The organism is Arthrobacter methylotrophus, assembly GCF_039539965.1.
GTDB lineage: Bacteria > Actinomycetota > Actinomycetes > Actinomycetales > Micrococcaceae > Arthrobacter > Arthrobacter methylotrophus.
The window spans coordinates 3,898,514-3,911,435 of record NZ_BAABED010000001.1 but is presented as its reverse complement, the minus strand read 5'-3'; the positions used below and the strand labels follow the sequence as shown (position 1 = coordinate 3,911,435).

General features: G+C 66.0%; 12 protein-coding genes and 1 riboswitch. Of the genes, 3 read left to right on the top strand and 9 right to left on the bottom strand.

Going from position 1 to position 12,922, the window contains the following annotated elements; all coding sequences use genetic code 11:
- Positions 1 to 2: 2 nt before the first annotated feature.
- The 4 genes from ABD884_RS20105 to tadA form a co-directional block, all read right to left on the bottom strand.
- Complete coding sequence (locus tag ABD884_RS20105) at positions 3 to 1,313, bottom strand: GmrSD restriction endonuclease domain-containing protein (protein WP_345050552.1); 1,311 nt, start codon at positions 1,311 to 1,313, stop codon at positions 3 to 5.
- Positions 1,314 to 1,494: 181 nt separating this feature from the next.
- Positions 1,495 to 1,773: an acylphosphatase gene (locus ABD884_RS20100; RefSeq protein ID WP_345050547.1), complete on the bottom strand. Its 279-nt coding sequence runs from the start codon at positions 1,771 to 1,773 to the stop codon at positions 1,495 to 1,497.
- On the bottom strand, positions 1,770 to 2,156 hold the full coding sequence (locus tag ABD884_RS20095; RefSeq protein ID WP_345050544.1) for a VOC family protein: 387 nt from the start codon (positions 2,154 to 2,156) through the stop codon (positions 1,770 to 1,772). The genes ABD884_RS20100 and ABD884_RS20095 overlap by 4 nt, the downstream gene beginning before the upstream one ends.
- 191 nt (positions 2,157 to 2,347) lie before the next feature.
- Positions 2,348 to 2,857, bottom strand: coding sequence for a tRNA adenosine(34) deaminase TadA (gene tadA / locus ABD884_RS20090; RefSeq protein ID WP_345050538.1), 510 nt, complete (start codon positions 2,855 to 2,857; stop codon positions 2,348 to 2,350).
- 23 nt (positions 2,858 to 2,880) lie between these two features.
- Here tadA and upp point away from each other — a divergent pair, with 23 nt between their 5' ends.
- The 3 genes from upp (at position 2,881) to ABD884_RS20075 (ending at position 4,709) form a co-directional block, all read left to right on the top strand.
- The gene (gene upp, locus ABD884_RS20085) at positions 2,881 to 3,516 is read left to right on the top strand and encodes a uracil phosphoribosyltransferase (protein ID WP_028265865.1); all 636 of its coding nucleotides are present in this window, start codon (positions 2,881 to 2,883) and stop codon (positions 3,514 to 3,516) included.
- Positions 3,517 to 3,599: 83 nt separating this feature from the next.
- On the top strand, positions 3,600 to 3,977 hold the full coding sequence (locus ABD884_RS20080) for a VOC family protein (protein WP_028265866.1): 378 nt from the start codon (positions 3,600 to 3,602) through the stop codon (positions 3,975 to 3,977).
- A 54-nt stretch (positions 3,978 to 4,031) separates the two neighbouring features.
- The gene (locus ABD884_RS20075; RefSeq protein WP_345050520.1) at positions 4,032 to 4,709 is read left to right on the top strand and encodes an HAD-IA family hydrolase; all 678 of its coding nucleotides are present in this window, start codon (positions 4,032 to 4,034) and stop codon (positions 4,707 to 4,709) included.
- A 6-nt stretch (positions 4,710 to 4,715) separates the two neighbouring features.
- Here ABD884_RS20075 and ABD884_RS20070 read toward each other — a convergent pair whose 3' ends face one another.
- The 5 genes from ABD884_RS20070 to ABD884_RS20050 all read right to left on the bottom strand — a co-directional run bounded on the left by ABD884_RS20070 (position 4,716) and on the right by ABD884_RS20050 (position 12,913).
- Positions 4,716 to 6,764 (bottom strand): ArnT family glycosyltransferase, encoded by a 2,049-nt coding sequence (locus ABD884_RS20070; protein ID WP_345050517.1) that lies wholly within the window; start codon positions 6,762 to 6,764, stop codon positions 4,716 to 4,718.
- A 6-nt stretch (positions 6,765 to 6,770) separates the two neighbouring features.
- Positions 6,771 to 8,816, bottom strand: coding sequence for an ArnT family glycosyltransferase (locus ABD884_RS20065; protein ID WP_345050513.1), 2,046 nt, complete (start codon positions 8,814 to 8,816; stop codon positions 6,771 to 6,773).
- The gene (locus ABD884_RS20060) at positions 8,813 to 10,228 is read right to left on the bottom strand and encodes a glycosyltransferase (RefSeq protein ID WP_345050509.1); all 1,416 of its coding nucleotides are present in this window, start codon (positions 10,226 to 10,228) and stop codon (positions 8,813 to 8,815) included. The genes ABD884_RS20065 and ABD884_RS20060 overlap by 4 nt, the downstream gene beginning before the upstream one ends.
- Positions 10,229 to 10,367: 139 nt before the next feature.
- Positions 10,368 to 11,096, bottom strand: a complete 729-nt coding sequence (locus tag ABD884_RS20055; RefSeq protein ID WP_345050505.1) for an aggregation-promoting factor C-terminal-like domain-containing protein — start codon at positions 11,094 to 11,096, stop codon at positions 10,368 to 10,370.
- Between the two features lie 2 nt (positions 11,097 to 11,098).
- Positions 11,099 to 11,271: riboswitch (cyclic di-AMP (ydaO/yuaA leader) on the bottom strand.
- A gap of 163 nt (positions 11,272 to 11,434) precedes the next feature.
- Positions 11,435 to 12,913 (bottom strand): sensor histidine kinase, encoded by a 1,479-nt coding sequence (locus tag ABD884_RS20050; protein WP_345050502.1) that lies wholly within the window; start codon positions 12,911 to 12,913, stop codon positions 11,435 to 11,437.
- Positions 12,914 to 12,922: the final 9 nt, after the last annotated feature.

The window sequence follows — 12,922 nt, the reverse complement described above, 5'->3', positions numbered from 1 at the left end:
CGTTATTTGTACCAGATGGCCACCCCGCCGTGGTGGGAGCACGTGCCTTGGTGGTTCGCCGAATAGGAGAGTGTGCCGTCGTTGCATTGCGCGGTTGCTCCGCCCCCTGGAACCGGTGCCGGGGCCGGCGCAGGCGCCTGAACCGGGGCCGGGGCAGGGGCCTGAACGGGTGCAGGTGCGGGTGCCTGAACGGGTGCAGGTGCGGGTGCTGCCGGGGCCGGTGCAGCGTCCTGGGCGGGTGCGGCAGGGGAGGGCGTGGCCGGTGCTTTGGCGTTGGTGGGGGCGGTTTGGTTGGGGCAGTCGGCCAGGACGTTGGCCATGGCGTCGTGTTCGGCCTGGGTGACCCAGAGGTTGTACGTGGCCTTGACGGAGATCTGCCGGGCGACGTAGTCGCAACGGAAGCTCTTGTTCGGCGGCAGCCAAGTGGCCGTGTCGCCGTCGCCCTTCTGGACGTTCGTCGGACCGTCGGTGGCTTGGAGGTTCAGCGGGTCGTTGGCGAAGGCCGTGCGTTGTTCCAGGCTCAGTTGCTGGGCGCCCTTCTGCCAGGCGTCGCCGAGGGCAACTACGTGGTCGATCTGCACCGCGGCGCTCGTGCTGGTGCCGCGGACGAACCCGATGGACTTGCCCGTGTACGGATCGGCCAGGGTGCCAGTCTGGACCTTGCACGGAAGACTGTTCGTGTAGCTGAGCTGGGTCAGGTCGCGTTTGAGGATGTCGTTGCGGGTGTCGCAGCCGTTTCGGTCGACGTCGGCCCAGGCCTGGCCGAACTGTGAGCGGTCGTACCCGGTCATCGGTGCCCGGCCCTTGACCGCAAGGGTGGACAGGAGGTCCACGGCTTTGCTCGCGTAGGCAGGCTGGGCGTTGGGCGCCGTGTACGAGGCGGTCGTGGCGAGTTCGGTGACGATGTCCGGATCCAGCGGCTCGCCCGTTTGGGACGGCGTCGACGTCGGCGTGGAGGCCCGGGTGGGGGAGGCGGTTGCTGTGGCCAGCCGGGCGGCGGCTGCGGCCGAGGATGCGTCGAGGCTGTCCTGGGGCTTCTTCGGGGACAGGGTGGCCCCGAGGATGAAAAGCACCAGCGTGCAGGACAGAATGATGGCTCCGGCTCTGCGGCCTCCGGGCACCATCGCCCACGATCGCCGGCCGGTCGCGGCAATGTATAGGCCGGTGATCAGGCCAATGAGGGCCAGCATGATCAGGAAGCCGCCGAAACCGGTGGCGAAGATGCTCACGAAGAGAAGGAGGAGGGCAACGATGCCCGTGCAGATGGTGGAGGTGGGCAGGCGGAAACGGCCCGGTGGTGTGTGGTTCGACAAAGAGGATCCCCATTTTCGATATCAGTCAGCGTGCGCGGCCGTCACAGGCGCTGTGAAGCGCACCAACGGGAATCCTAGTATTTGAATTGCAAGTTTGTAACTCTCTTGGATTTATGACGTGTGCTCGCCAGACCGTCCCGAAGATGGCTCCCGGTAAATGGGCCCTAAGCCTCCCTCCGGTTCAGCCCACATCGAAGCTGGAGAACTCCCCGGTGGCCGGAGTGAAAACCGCATCCACGTGCCTCACCCGGCCAGGGGCGTTGCGGGACTGCAGCCATCCCAGCAAGGAGTCGACGGCATGCCGGTCACCCTCTGCGATCACCTGCACCGAGCCGTCCATGAGGTTGCTCGCTTCACCTGTCAGCCCGAGCCACCGGGCTTGGTGCAGTGTCGAGTAGCGGAATCCCACGCCTTGGACGCGACCAGTCACCGTGGCCGTGACGCGTACTAGCGAATTCATGCGGAACCCGATCCATACGGACGCGTGATCGCTTCGAGGAAATGCCCGTCCGGATCCGCGAAATAGACGCCGCGACCGCCGTCGTTGTGGTTGATCTGTTGCGGGCGGTACCGCGCCGGGTCCGCCCAGTAGGAGACGCCCTCGGCCTGGATTCGGGCGAAGATTCCGTCGAAGTCCTCCTCACTGACCAAGAAAGCGTAGTGCTGCGGGGAGATGGGCCGGTCCGCCGTGGCAAAATCGAGCGCCACTCCATGGTCAAGGGACACGGTCATGAAGGACCACATGGGCTGGGGTTGCGGCAGTCCGAGCACCTTGGCCAGGAACTCCGCCGAACGGCGCTTGTCCGTTGCATAGACGATGGTGTGGTTGAAAGAGACCGTCATCGTGACCTCCGTGGGGTGTGCTACCTGAGACCATCTGACGTCCAACACCCCGCGAATTCAAGAGTCACGGGCCGGCGGCGGATTTTGCTGGATCATTCCACTCCCGGAAGTTGGCTGCCGCGTGATTCCAAGGCGCTGGGGTTGATCCATTCGAATGATTGCGCAGAATCCGACGCGTAGGCACCTGGCTGCTACTTCCGGTGGGCCGCGAAGAAGTCGCGCAGCAACTCGGAACATTCCTCCTCGCGTACGCCTGGATAGACCTCCACCCAATGGTTGAGCCGGCGTTCTCGCAGGATGTCGAACACCGATCCGGCGGCACCGGCCTTTTCATCCCAGGCGCCGAACACCACCCGGGGAATCCGAGCCAGCACGATGGCTCCGGCGCACATCGCGCACGGCTCCAATGTCACCACCAACGTGCAGTCCTCCAGCCGCCAACCGTCTCCACCTTCGCCGAGTTCAAGGGCGTGGCGCTGCAGCGCGGCAGCCGCCTCACGGATGGCGACGATCTCCGCGTGCGCCGTCGGGTCGCCGTGCGCTTCCCGTTCGTTCCGGCCGGCACCCAGCACACCGCCGTCGGGCCCTAGAACAACAGCACCGATCGGGACATCCTCCGTGTCGAGGGCACGGCGGGCCTCGTCCAGGGCCAGGCCCATCCAGGCCGCATGCTCTGCGTGATAATGCTCGTTGGTGCTCATGCCTCAATGATAGTTTTGGAGTCATGCGCACACTCGTCGTGGACCACCCGCTGGTCGCTCACAAGCTCACCGTTCTGCGGGACAAGAACACTCCTTCACCGGTCTTCCGGCAACTCACCGAAGAACTCGTCACCCTCCTGGCCTACGAGGCTACCCGCGAGGTCAGGACCGAGCCGGTTGAAATCGAAACTCCCGTCACCAAGGCGATCGGTACCGCCTTCACCAAGCCCACGCCCCTGGTTGTCCCCATCCTGCGCGCAGGCCTCGGCATGCTGGAGGGCATGACCAAGCTGGTTCCCACCGCCGAAGTGGGCTTCCTGGGCATGGCCCGCGACGAAGAAACCCTGGACATTATCACCTACGCCGAGCGTCTGCCTGAGGACCTCACCGGCCGCCAGATCTTCGTCCTGGACCCCATGCTTGCCACCGGCGGTACCCTTCGCGAGGCCATCAAGTTCCTCTTCAAACGCGGTGCCTCGGACGTGACGTGCATCTGCCTGCTCGCCGCCCCGGAGGGCCTGGCCAAGCTGGAAGAAGAGCTTTCCGAAGCCAACGTCAAGATCGTCCTCGCCTCGATCGACGAGAAACTCAACGAGAAGGCCTACATCGTGCCGGGCCTGGGCGACGCGGGAGACCGCCTGTACGGGGTGGCGGGCTAGCTCACCGCCGGCGGTCCCGGCGGACGGAGCCGGGTCAAGGCGGCCCCTACCGGTTTCCCGCCTCCGCGGATAGCCTTTGGCGCATGGACTGGAAACTTGAACTTGTGTTTGTCCCTGTGTCCGATGTGGACCGCGCCAAGGATTTCTACGTCAACAAGGTGGGCTTCAACGCCGATTACGACGAGCGGCCCATGGACGGCATCCGCTTTGTCCAGTTGACGCCACCGGGCTCGGCCTGCTCCATCTGCATCGGGGAGGGACTCAACGACGCACCTCCAGGCACTGCCCCGAGCCTGCAGATGGTGGTGGGCGACATCCATGAGGCCCACAGCCAGCTCAAGGCCAATGGCGTGGACGTCAGCGACATCGACGTCCAGGACTGGGGTCACTTCGTCTACTTCGCCGATCCGGACGGCAACAAATGGGCCGTCCAATACATCCCGCACCGGCCCAACGGTTAGGACTCACACTGTAAGAGTTGGGCAGCGGAGCCGCAGGGCAGGCAGGATGGATGCATGAACTTTTCTGCTGAAGCCGTGAAAACCCTGGCTGTCCGGGCAGTCCTCTTCGATATGGACGGCACCCTGGTGGATTCCACCGCGATCGTGGAGCAAGTATGGAGCGAATTCGCGGGCCGGTATGGCCTGGACATCGAAGAGATCCTGCGGACTTCGCACGGGATCCAGGCCAAGGACACGGTGCGTCGCTTCGCCCCAGAGGGAGCTGACCTCGATGCGCTCGCCGAGGAACTCGGCGAGATGGAACGGACCCGGACGGATGGAATAGTGGCGTTGCCAGGGGCCGCGGACTTGCTGGAGTCCCTGCCTTCCGACGCCGTCGCCATGGTCACCTCGGCCGATCGCATCCTCGCCAGCGCGCGCATGAAGGCAGCCGGACTCGAGATGCCAGCGACCACTGTTACCGCTGAGGCAGTGACGCGCGGCAAGCCGGACCCTGAAGGCTACCTCACGGCAGCCGCGCTGTTGGGTGCCGAGCCTGCCGACGTGGTCGTCTTCGAAGATGCCCCGGCGGGCATCGCTGCCGCCCGTGCGGCGGGCATGCGGACCGTGGTGGTGGGCGACGCCGGCGGCGAGGCGGCGGAAGGGCTCTGGCAGATCGCGGATTACTCAGCTGTCACTGCCATGGCCGGTCTGGACGCTTCGGGCCGCCGGGTGGTCGAGCTCCGGTTCTAGCCGCCCTTAGCCCGCCAGCGCGTACACACTGGTCCCGCCGATGGTCTGTGCTTGGAAGTTCGCAGCCACCCATTGCGCGATCTGGGCCGGATCGTTCGATCCGCTGTTGGCTTGCATGGTCCCGCTGGCAATGAAGTAGTGGATCTTGCCTTGCGCCACGAGCTGTTCAAACTGCTGGAGCGTGGGGGCAGGGTCCGTGCCGTTGAAGCCGCCCACCGCCATGACCGGCAGCTCGGTGGCCAGCTGGTAACCGGCCGCATTGTTGGAGCCAACGACGGCGGCCGCCCAAGTGTAGTTCGCAGCTCCGGTTTTCAGCGCGGAAACCAATTCCGACGACGGCGTGCTGGCGCCGAGCAAGCCGCCCATGCCGCCTTGCCGAGCGCCACCAAAGCCGCCTTGGGTCCCCGGCTGCTGGAGGGGTCGAGGCGGCGTGTTTTGCCCGAAGCCGCCTGCGCCGAAGCCGCCTGCGCCGAAGCCACCGAATCCGGTGGCGGGACCGGCGCTGACGATTGCGCCACTGTGCGGTACGGATGCCGTTGAAATGGAGTACGCCAGAGGGCCGGCGAGCGAGGCCGCGAGGGCGAGCACCGCCGTCGTGCGTTGGAGGAGAGGCGAGGCGAAGCGTCCCGCGAGCAGTCCGGCTGCGGCGGCGAAACCACCAAACAACACCAGCCACCGCAACCACGGCACGAAGGTCGGGGTGCTGCCCAGGAGGCCGAACGCCATCAATCCGGCAGCGGTCACGGCTGCGGCAAGCAGAACCGCAGCCACGAGCTGCGCGCGGTGCTGCCACAAAAGCGCCCCGCCCAAACCGGCGAGTCCGGCGATCCCCGGAGCCAGCGCTACCGCGTAGTAGGGGTGGATGATGCCCGCCATGAAGCTGAAAACCAGTCCGGTGACCAGCACCCACGAACCCCACACGATCACCGAGGCGCGGACGCCGTCAGTGCGGGGGGCGCGCCGACCCAGCCACAGCAGCCCTCCCGCGAGGAGCAGCACGGACGGCAGCAACCAGGCAATCTGGCCTCCGAACTCGCTGTTGAACATCCGGAGCAGCCCGGGAACTCCCCAGCCGTTGCCCCCGCCAACACTTCCGGTCTCGTCGCCGCTGAGCCTGCCCAAGCCGTTATAGCCGAGCGTCAGTTCCAGGATCGAGTTGTTCTGTGAACCGCCAATGTATGGCCGCATATTCGCGGGAATGAGTTCGACGACGGCGAGCCACCATCCTGCCGAGACCACCATGGCTGCTCCTGCGCCGAGCAGCCGAAGCAGGCGACGGCCTACTCCACCTTGGGCGGCAACCACGTACGCCACGGCAAAACCGGGAACCACCAGGAGCACCTGGAGTTGTTTGGTGAGGAAGCCAAAGCCCAGGAACACCCCGGCCAACAGGATCCAGCGGAGCTTGTTCTCCTGGATGGAACGGAGCGTGGCGTAGCCGGCGGCCGTCATGAGCAGCACCAGCAGGGCGTCCGGATTGTTGAAACGGAACATGAGGGTTGCCACCGGGGTGATGGCCATGACGACGGCGGCCAGCAGCCCCGCCCGGTGCGCGAGCCGCGGATCGTCCAGAGCAGGGGCCGCCGCGCGCCGGACCGCCACGTACAGCAGCCACACGGTGGCGACACCCATGAGTGCCTCGGGTACCAGGATGCTCCAGGAGCTTAGCCCGAAGATCCGCACTGAGAGGCCCATGATCCATAGCGACGCCGGCGGCTTGTCCACCGTGATGGAGTTGGCGGCGTCGGATGATCCGAAGAACCAGGCTGCCCAATTCTGCGAACCGGCCTGGGCTGCCGCGGAATAGAACGGGTTGGCCCAGCCGGAGGCGCCAAGGTTCCAGAGGTACAGGACCGCCGTCGCGAGGAGCACGATAGCGAGCTCCAGACGGTGTCGCAGGACATGCGGGCCCCGGTTCCGGCGTTCGCCCCTTGTTCCGGGGCTGCCCGGTTCGCGGGGAGCGGGCCCTTCCGGGAGCGCCGGCTCAAGCAATCGCGATGGCTGAGCGGGCTGCCCTGGCTTGGAACCGGTGTCTGTGGAAGAGGAAGTGGTCATCGGAATCTACTTTGTCAGCTTGTAGACGGTGGAGTTGCCCACCGTCTGGGCTTGGAAGTTGGCTTGCACCCAAGCGGCTACCTCGGAGTTTCCGCCTTGGCCGCCGAATCCGCCGCCGCCCAGGCCGCCACCGGCGATGTAGTAGCCGATTTGTCCCTTGGCCACCATGTCTTGAAATTGTGCCAGTGTCGGGTAAGGATCGCCGCCATTCCAGCCGCCGAGCGCAATCACGTTGGTGTTCGTGGCGAGCTCAAGGCTGGCTGCCTGTGTGGCCCCGGAGACGATCGCGGACCACTTCGTGGTGGTGGACGTCAGCAGCGCGGTCAACCCGGCGTCGGCCGTTCCCTCGGAACCGGGGCCGCCTGCAGCCTGCCCCGCGGATTGGCCCATGGTGCCGCCGCCAAAGCCCCTGGTGCGGTTTCCGAAGCCGCCCGTGGCGGAACCGGAGGGTCCCGACGTCGGGATGGAACCGGAGTGCGCGGTCGCCGCCGTCGCGAGCGTCCACGCCGCAGTACCGAGTCCGCCGGCCAGAAGGGAAACGACGACGACGGCCGCGGCAGCCGCGTTCCGGAACCGGCCGGCCGTGTTCTGAGCGACAAAGCGCAGCGAGTCGACGCGAAGCAGGATTGCCGCGGCCGCTACCACGCCTAGGACGACGATCGCGATGCGCAACCATGGAAGCCATGAGGCGTCACGGCCCAAGAGAACCGCGGACCACGCTGAACTACCGAGGATTACCACGGACAAGACAATCCTGGCTGGCCAATACCCGCGGCCACGCCACAGCTCAACGCTGCCAATGCCCACCAAGGCGGCGATGGCCGGTGCGAGCGCTACCGCGTAGTACGGGTGGACGATGCCGCTCATGAAGCTGAGGATTCCCGCGGTCACCAGGAACCAGCCACCCCACAGGAGGAGCGAGGCCCGGGTACGCGATGCACGCGCTTCCCGGCGGGTGAACCACAGGCCGGCGGCCAGCAGGATCAGCGCGGCAGGCAGGAGCCAGGAGATTTCGGCGCCGAAGCTCGTGCCAAACATGCGGGTGATCCCGGCAGTTCCGCCGAAGCCGGCGTTGCCGCCACCACCGCCACCGAAGGCGCCCCCGGGTGCTCCAGCGCCACCGCCGCCAGGGCCGCCTTCGCCCGAGCCGGTGATGCGGGACAGCCCGTTGTAGCCGAAAGTGAGCTCAAGGAAGCTGTTGGTTTGCGATCCCGCCATGTAAGGCCGTGCAGAAGCCGGAGTGAGCTGGAAGAGGGCGATGTAGCTGCCGGCTACCACTGCGATACCGGCCAAGGCGCCGAGCAGGTGCAGCAGCCTGCGCCGCAACGGGGTGGGGGCGGCCCAGAGGTACGCGAGTCCCAAGCCCGGAACAATCAGGAATCCCTGCAGCATCTTGCTCAGGAACGCCAGGCCCACCACTGCGCCTGCCGCGGCGAGCCACTTCCAGCCCGCGCGTTCGATGGCACGGGTGGTGAAGTACGCCGCGAGCACCAAGCACAGGGTCAGCATGGCGTCGGGATTGTTGAACCGGAACATGAGCGCCGCCACCGGAGTCAGTGCCAAGGCGCCGCCGGCCAGCAAGCCCGCGCCCGGCCCGGACACGCGCTTGACCGTCAAATAGAGGAGCCCGACGGCGGCCACTCCCATGAGCGCCTCGGGAACCAGCATGCTCAGGGGCGAGAAGCCGAAAATCCGGCCCGCCAGCGCAGGGATCCACAGGGCGGCCGGCGGCTTGTCCACGGTGATGGCATTCCCGGCGTCGAGCGAACCGAACAGCAAAGCCGTCCAGCTCTTGGTGCCGGCCTGGATGGCGGCGGCGTAGAAGGAGTTTCCGTAGCCCGTGGCCGCGAGATTCCAGAGATAGAGGAACGCGGTGGCTATGAGGAGCCCCGCGGCGGACGGCCGTACCCAACGAGGTTGCCCGCCAAAAGCGTATCGGGTCCAGCGCGGAGTGCCGCCGGGAGCTGATGGTCCTATCGAGTGGCGGCCGTGTGCCTCGTCGGCAGTTTCGACGGCGGTTCCCGTGCTTGCGGGAGTAATCGTGGAGGTCATGATGCTGCCGTTTCTGTGTGCGCGGTGGCTTGTGTGGTGGGTGCCGGCTGCTCTGGCGCTGTTGGCTGCTCTGGCGCTGTTGGCCGGGCTGGCTGCCGGAAGACCCAGAGCCGGAACAGGAGGAAGCGGACTGCGGTGGCGGCGAGGTTCGCTGCGACTACTGTGAGGAGCTCGCCCCAACGGTCCGGCGTCGTCGTACTGTGCACTAACGCGAGCGCTCCTGAAGTGAGGGCAAGGCCGATGCCGAAGACGATCAATCCCTCGAAATGGTGGCGTGCGGGGTTGCCGCCCTGGATGCCGAAAGTGAAGCGCCGGTTAGCGCCCGTGTTGGCAATGGCCGTGACGAGCAAGGCAAGGAAGTTGGCGAGCTGCGGATCCATAAAGCCACGGCACAACAGGAAGATCAGTACATAGGCGAGGGTCGATACAGCACCAATGGCGGCGAAACGCACCAATTGCCCGAAGAGGCTGCTGCGCGGATTCTGCTCCGCCGTACGCGACGACGCCGGGAGTGGCCCGCGCGCAAGCGCCGCACGCAGTTCCGGGATGGGAATACGTCCGGAGAGCAGGTCCCGGGTGAGCCGGACCATGCCGCGTATGTCGGCCAAAGCGGTGCGCACCACGTCCACGCTGGAGTGGGGATCGTCGATCCAGTCGACGGGAACCTCATGGACACGGAGACCGCAGCGTTCGGCAAGGACCAGGAGCTCGGTGTCGAAGAACCACGAGTTGTCCAAGGTGTGCGGGAGGATCTGTTGTGCCACATCGGCCCGGATCGCTTTGAAGCCGCATTGGGCATCGCTGAAGCGGGCTCCCATGAACGAGTGCAGCATCAGGTTGTAGCTGCGCGAGATGAATTCGCGCTTGGGCCCGCGGACAACCCGGGAGTTGCGCGTCAGCCTGGTGCCGATGGCAAGGTCTGAATGGCCGGAGATCAGCGGCGCCAAGAGGGGTGCCAGTGCGGCGAGGTCCGTGGACAGATCCACGTCCATGTAGGCCAGGACCGGCGACGGCGAGGCGAGCCACACCTTGCGCAAGGCGTTGCCGCGTCCCTTCTCCTCAAGATGGACCACCGCTAGTTCCGGAAGTTCCCTGGCCACGCGCTCGGCGATTTTCAAGGTGCTGTCCGTGCTGGCGTTGTCCGCCACGGTGATGCGGAAGCCGTGCGGGAAGGACTCGCGCAAGTGGTCGTGGAGCCTGCGCAGGCACTCTTCGAGGTCGTGCTCCTCATTGAAGACCGGGATGGTGACATCGAGGACGGGGATGGTGGTGTGGGTGTCCACAGGGGCGCGTCGCACAGCGCCTTCTTGGAGGGGGAAACGGTGAGCAGGGGTGCTCGGTTGGTGGGGAAGGCGCGGCGGCACCACCGCGGGGTCCTTCAAGGTTCCTGTGGTGGATTCGATGAGCGTCATGTATCCAGAGTGCCGCGGCGGAATATGAAGGCTTTAGGCGGAACCTGTGACGTGGCTGTGGATATGTGCCTGGTCAAAGGCGCAGAGGTCCGCCCCTTGGTGGGACGGACCTCGCGCGCATCGATGCCTGTTTGCCGGTCTAGTACCAGTTGTGGGCCAAGTGGAAGGCCCAAGCCGCAGACGGTGATCCGTAGCGTTCCTTGATGTAGTTCAGGCCCCAACGGATCTGGGTTTGGTAGTTGCTCTGCCAGTCGGCGCCTTCGGAAGCCATCTTTTCGCCCGGAAGCGACTGCACAATGCCGTACGCGCCGCTGGAAGCGTTGGTGGCAGTGGTCCGCCAATCGGATTCCTTGTTCCACAGGGTGGTCAAGGCGGACATTTCGCCCGGGCCCCAACCGTAGGAGGAAAGCACGCTCGCGGCGTAGGCCTGGGCGCCGGCGGGGTCATCGACGGCCACAGGAGCGGCCGGTGCTGCCGGTGCTGCCGGGGCGGGCGCTGGAGCGGCGGGCGCGGGTGCTTGGGGTGCTCCGGTGCTCGGAGCGGGGGAAGGTGCCTGGCTCGGGGCGGCGCTCGGCTTGGAGCTAGCGTTCGCCGACGGCGTGGCTGCCGCCGACGCGGTGGCTGAGGGCTGTACCGTGCGTGATTCGGAAGCCCGGCTCATGTCCTGGGCATCGAGGGCTTGACCGGCGGCTTGGGTGGCCGCACCTGCGCCAATGAACACGGCAACAACGCCGGCAACAACGGCCATCCGCTGGCCGGTGCCGAGGTTTGCCGCGACTCGCCGCAAAGTGGTACGTGACTTGTTTTTTCCGGCAGGTTCGCCGCGGTGGCGCGCAACAGGGCGCGACTGATTCTTGGAACCAGACATGATGATTGCCTCTCAACGCCTGCGGAGTTAGCTGTCGGATTCGGATGAGGTCATCCGGCCGTGGCCACTGAGAATCGTGGCGGTACGGCTTCACCCCTAGGGCCGGCTCAACATGAGCGCTTGCCCGGAGACCTGGGTCCCCCGTCTCTGCCTGGACTGTTGGCACCGGGGAGGGGCAGAGCTCGGCGCCTACCCGGCGGTGGCAGGAACGATCCCGCGCACCCATCGACGGTACAGGAGGATTCCGCTTAAGTCACATTTGGGTAACGGAGATCACGACGCCGGTGAGTCGACTTGCGCCCGCCACCATCCGTCGTCGAACGCTTCTTTGTGCACTTTCAGGCCAGGGCGGTCCTGACCGCTGGAAGGCGCACGGCAAATTCCGTCCGGCCCGGCCGCGAGGTCACTTCAACGGTACCGCCGTGGGCTTGGACGATGGATTCCACAATCGACAAGCCGAGCCCTGACGTGCCCTCGGAACCGGAGCGGGCCGCATCGGCACGGGCAAAGCGCGAGAAGATCCTGCCCTGGAATTCGCGCGGGATGCCTGGTCCGTTATCGGTCACGGTAACCACGGCACTGCCATCGGCGGAGCGCATGACCCCCGTGACAACGGTGGTTCCCGCCTCCGTGTGTTTGCGGGCGTTGGAGAGCAGATTGGCCAGGACCTGGTGGAGTTGCGTGGTATCGCCGCGGACGGTGAGGGGCTCGTCCGGTAACTTGAGCTGCCAGACGTGCTCGGGAGCCATGACCTTCTCATCGCTGACGGTCTCCACCACCAACTGCGTGAGGTCCACATCGGTGAACACCGGGGCCTTGCCTTCATCAAGCCGGGCCAGCAGAAGGAGGTCCTCCACGAGGGTGGTCATGCGTTCGGACTGGCTTTGAACCCGGGCCAGCGACTTGCGGCCGTCTTCGGTGAACGTTTCGGTCATGCGCAAGAGTTCGGTGTAGCCGCGGATGGCGGTCAGCGGAGTGCGCAGCTCGTGCGAGGCGTCGGCCACGAACTGGCGCACCTTGGTTTCGCTCTGCTGCCGGGCCTCGAGCGCGTTGGAGACGTTGTCCAACATGAGGTTCAAAGCGTGGCCGACGCTGCCCACCTCGGTTCCTGGGTGAGCCGCCGACGCCGGAACGCGCACCGCGAGCGCCACCTCGCCGGCGTCGAGCGGAAGCTTGGACACCTTCGTGGCGACGTCGGAAAGCTGCTCCAGGGGACGCATGGTGCGGCGGATCAGAACAGTTCCCGCGAGCCCGATCAACACCAAGCCTCCCAAGGAAACCAGGACCATGGTCCAGACAAGCAAGGCCTCGGTGTTCTCCTTCGATGCGAGGGGCAGCCCGGTGATGACCTCATCGCCGTAGGGGGTTGCGCTCGCCACCACCCTGTAGCCACCGTTGGAAAGGTTCAGATCAACCGCGCGCCCGTTGGGGGGGAGCGCCAACAGAGCGGCGGCGTCGTTGGCGGTCAAAGACGTACGGGTGGCGTCGGAGGACAAGAATCCGGCATCGCTGCTCACTTGCCCGCCGGCAATGCGTGCGTTCAGCGTGCCGATGCTTTGGCCGCGGGCATCCAAAGGATCCGGCCGCCCATTCGGATCTCCAGCGGGCGGGCGGCCATGGGAGGCCTGCACGAGTTGCTGGTCAAGCTGCTTGGTGAGGAACAGGTCCATGGAGGCGTAACTGACCACGCCCACGGCTCCACAAATGGCGACGAGGAGCGCCATCGAGACCAGGATCAGGCGCGTGCGCAAATGCCAGGTTGAAGGGTTGAACCACTGATGATCGGATTGGCGGGGGATACCCGAGAGTGCGGACATACGGCGCTC

Excerpts from the sequence above, each read along its gene's own strand:
- ABD884_RS20075 (WP_345050520.1), top strand. The coding sequence starts at position 4,032 with ATGAACTTTTCTGCTGAAGCCGTGAAAACCCTGGCTGTCCGGGCAGTC.
- tadA (WP_345050538.1), bottom strand. The coding sequence starts at position 2,857 with ATGAGCACCAACGAGCATTATCACGCAGAGCATGCGGCCTGGATGGGC.
- ABD884_RS20060 (WP_345050509.1), bottom strand. The coding sequence starts at position 10,228 with ATGACGCTCATCGAATCCACCACAGGAACCTTGAAGGACCCCGCGGTG.
- ABD884_RS20055 (WP_345050505.1), bottom strand. The coding sequence starts at position 11,096 with ATGTCTGGTTCCAAGAATCAGTCGCGCCCTGTTGCGCGCCACCGCGGC.
- ABD884_RS20070 (WP_345050517.1), bottom strand. The coding sequence starts at position 6,764 with ATGACCACTTCCTCTTCCACAGACACCGGTTCCAAGCCAGGGCAGCCC.
- ABD884_RS20050 (WP_345050502.1), bottom strand. The coding sequence starts at position 12,913 with ATGTCCGCACTCTCGGGTATCCCCCGCCAATCCGATCATCAGTGGTTC.
- ABD884_RS20095 (WP_345050544.1), bottom strand. The coding sequence starts at position 2,156 with ATGACGGTCTCTTTCAACCACACCATCGTCTATGCAACGGACAAGCGC.
- upp (WP_028265865.1), top strand. The coding sequence starts at position 2,881 with ATGCGCACACTCGTCGTGGACCACCCGCTGGTCGCTCACAAGCTCACC.
- ABD884_RS20080 (WP_028265866.1), top strand. The coding sequence starts at position 3,600 with ATGGACTGGAAACTTGAACTTGTGTTTGTCCCTGTGTCCGATGTGGAC.
- ABD884_RS20100 (WP_345050547.1), bottom strand. The coding sequence starts at position 1,773 with ATGAATTCGCTAGTACGCGTCACGGCCACGGTGACTGGTCGCGTCCAA.
- ABD884_RS20065 (WP_345050513.1), bottom strand. The coding sequence starts at position 8,816 with ATGACCTCCACGATTACTCCCGCAAGCACGGGAACCGCCGTCGAAACT.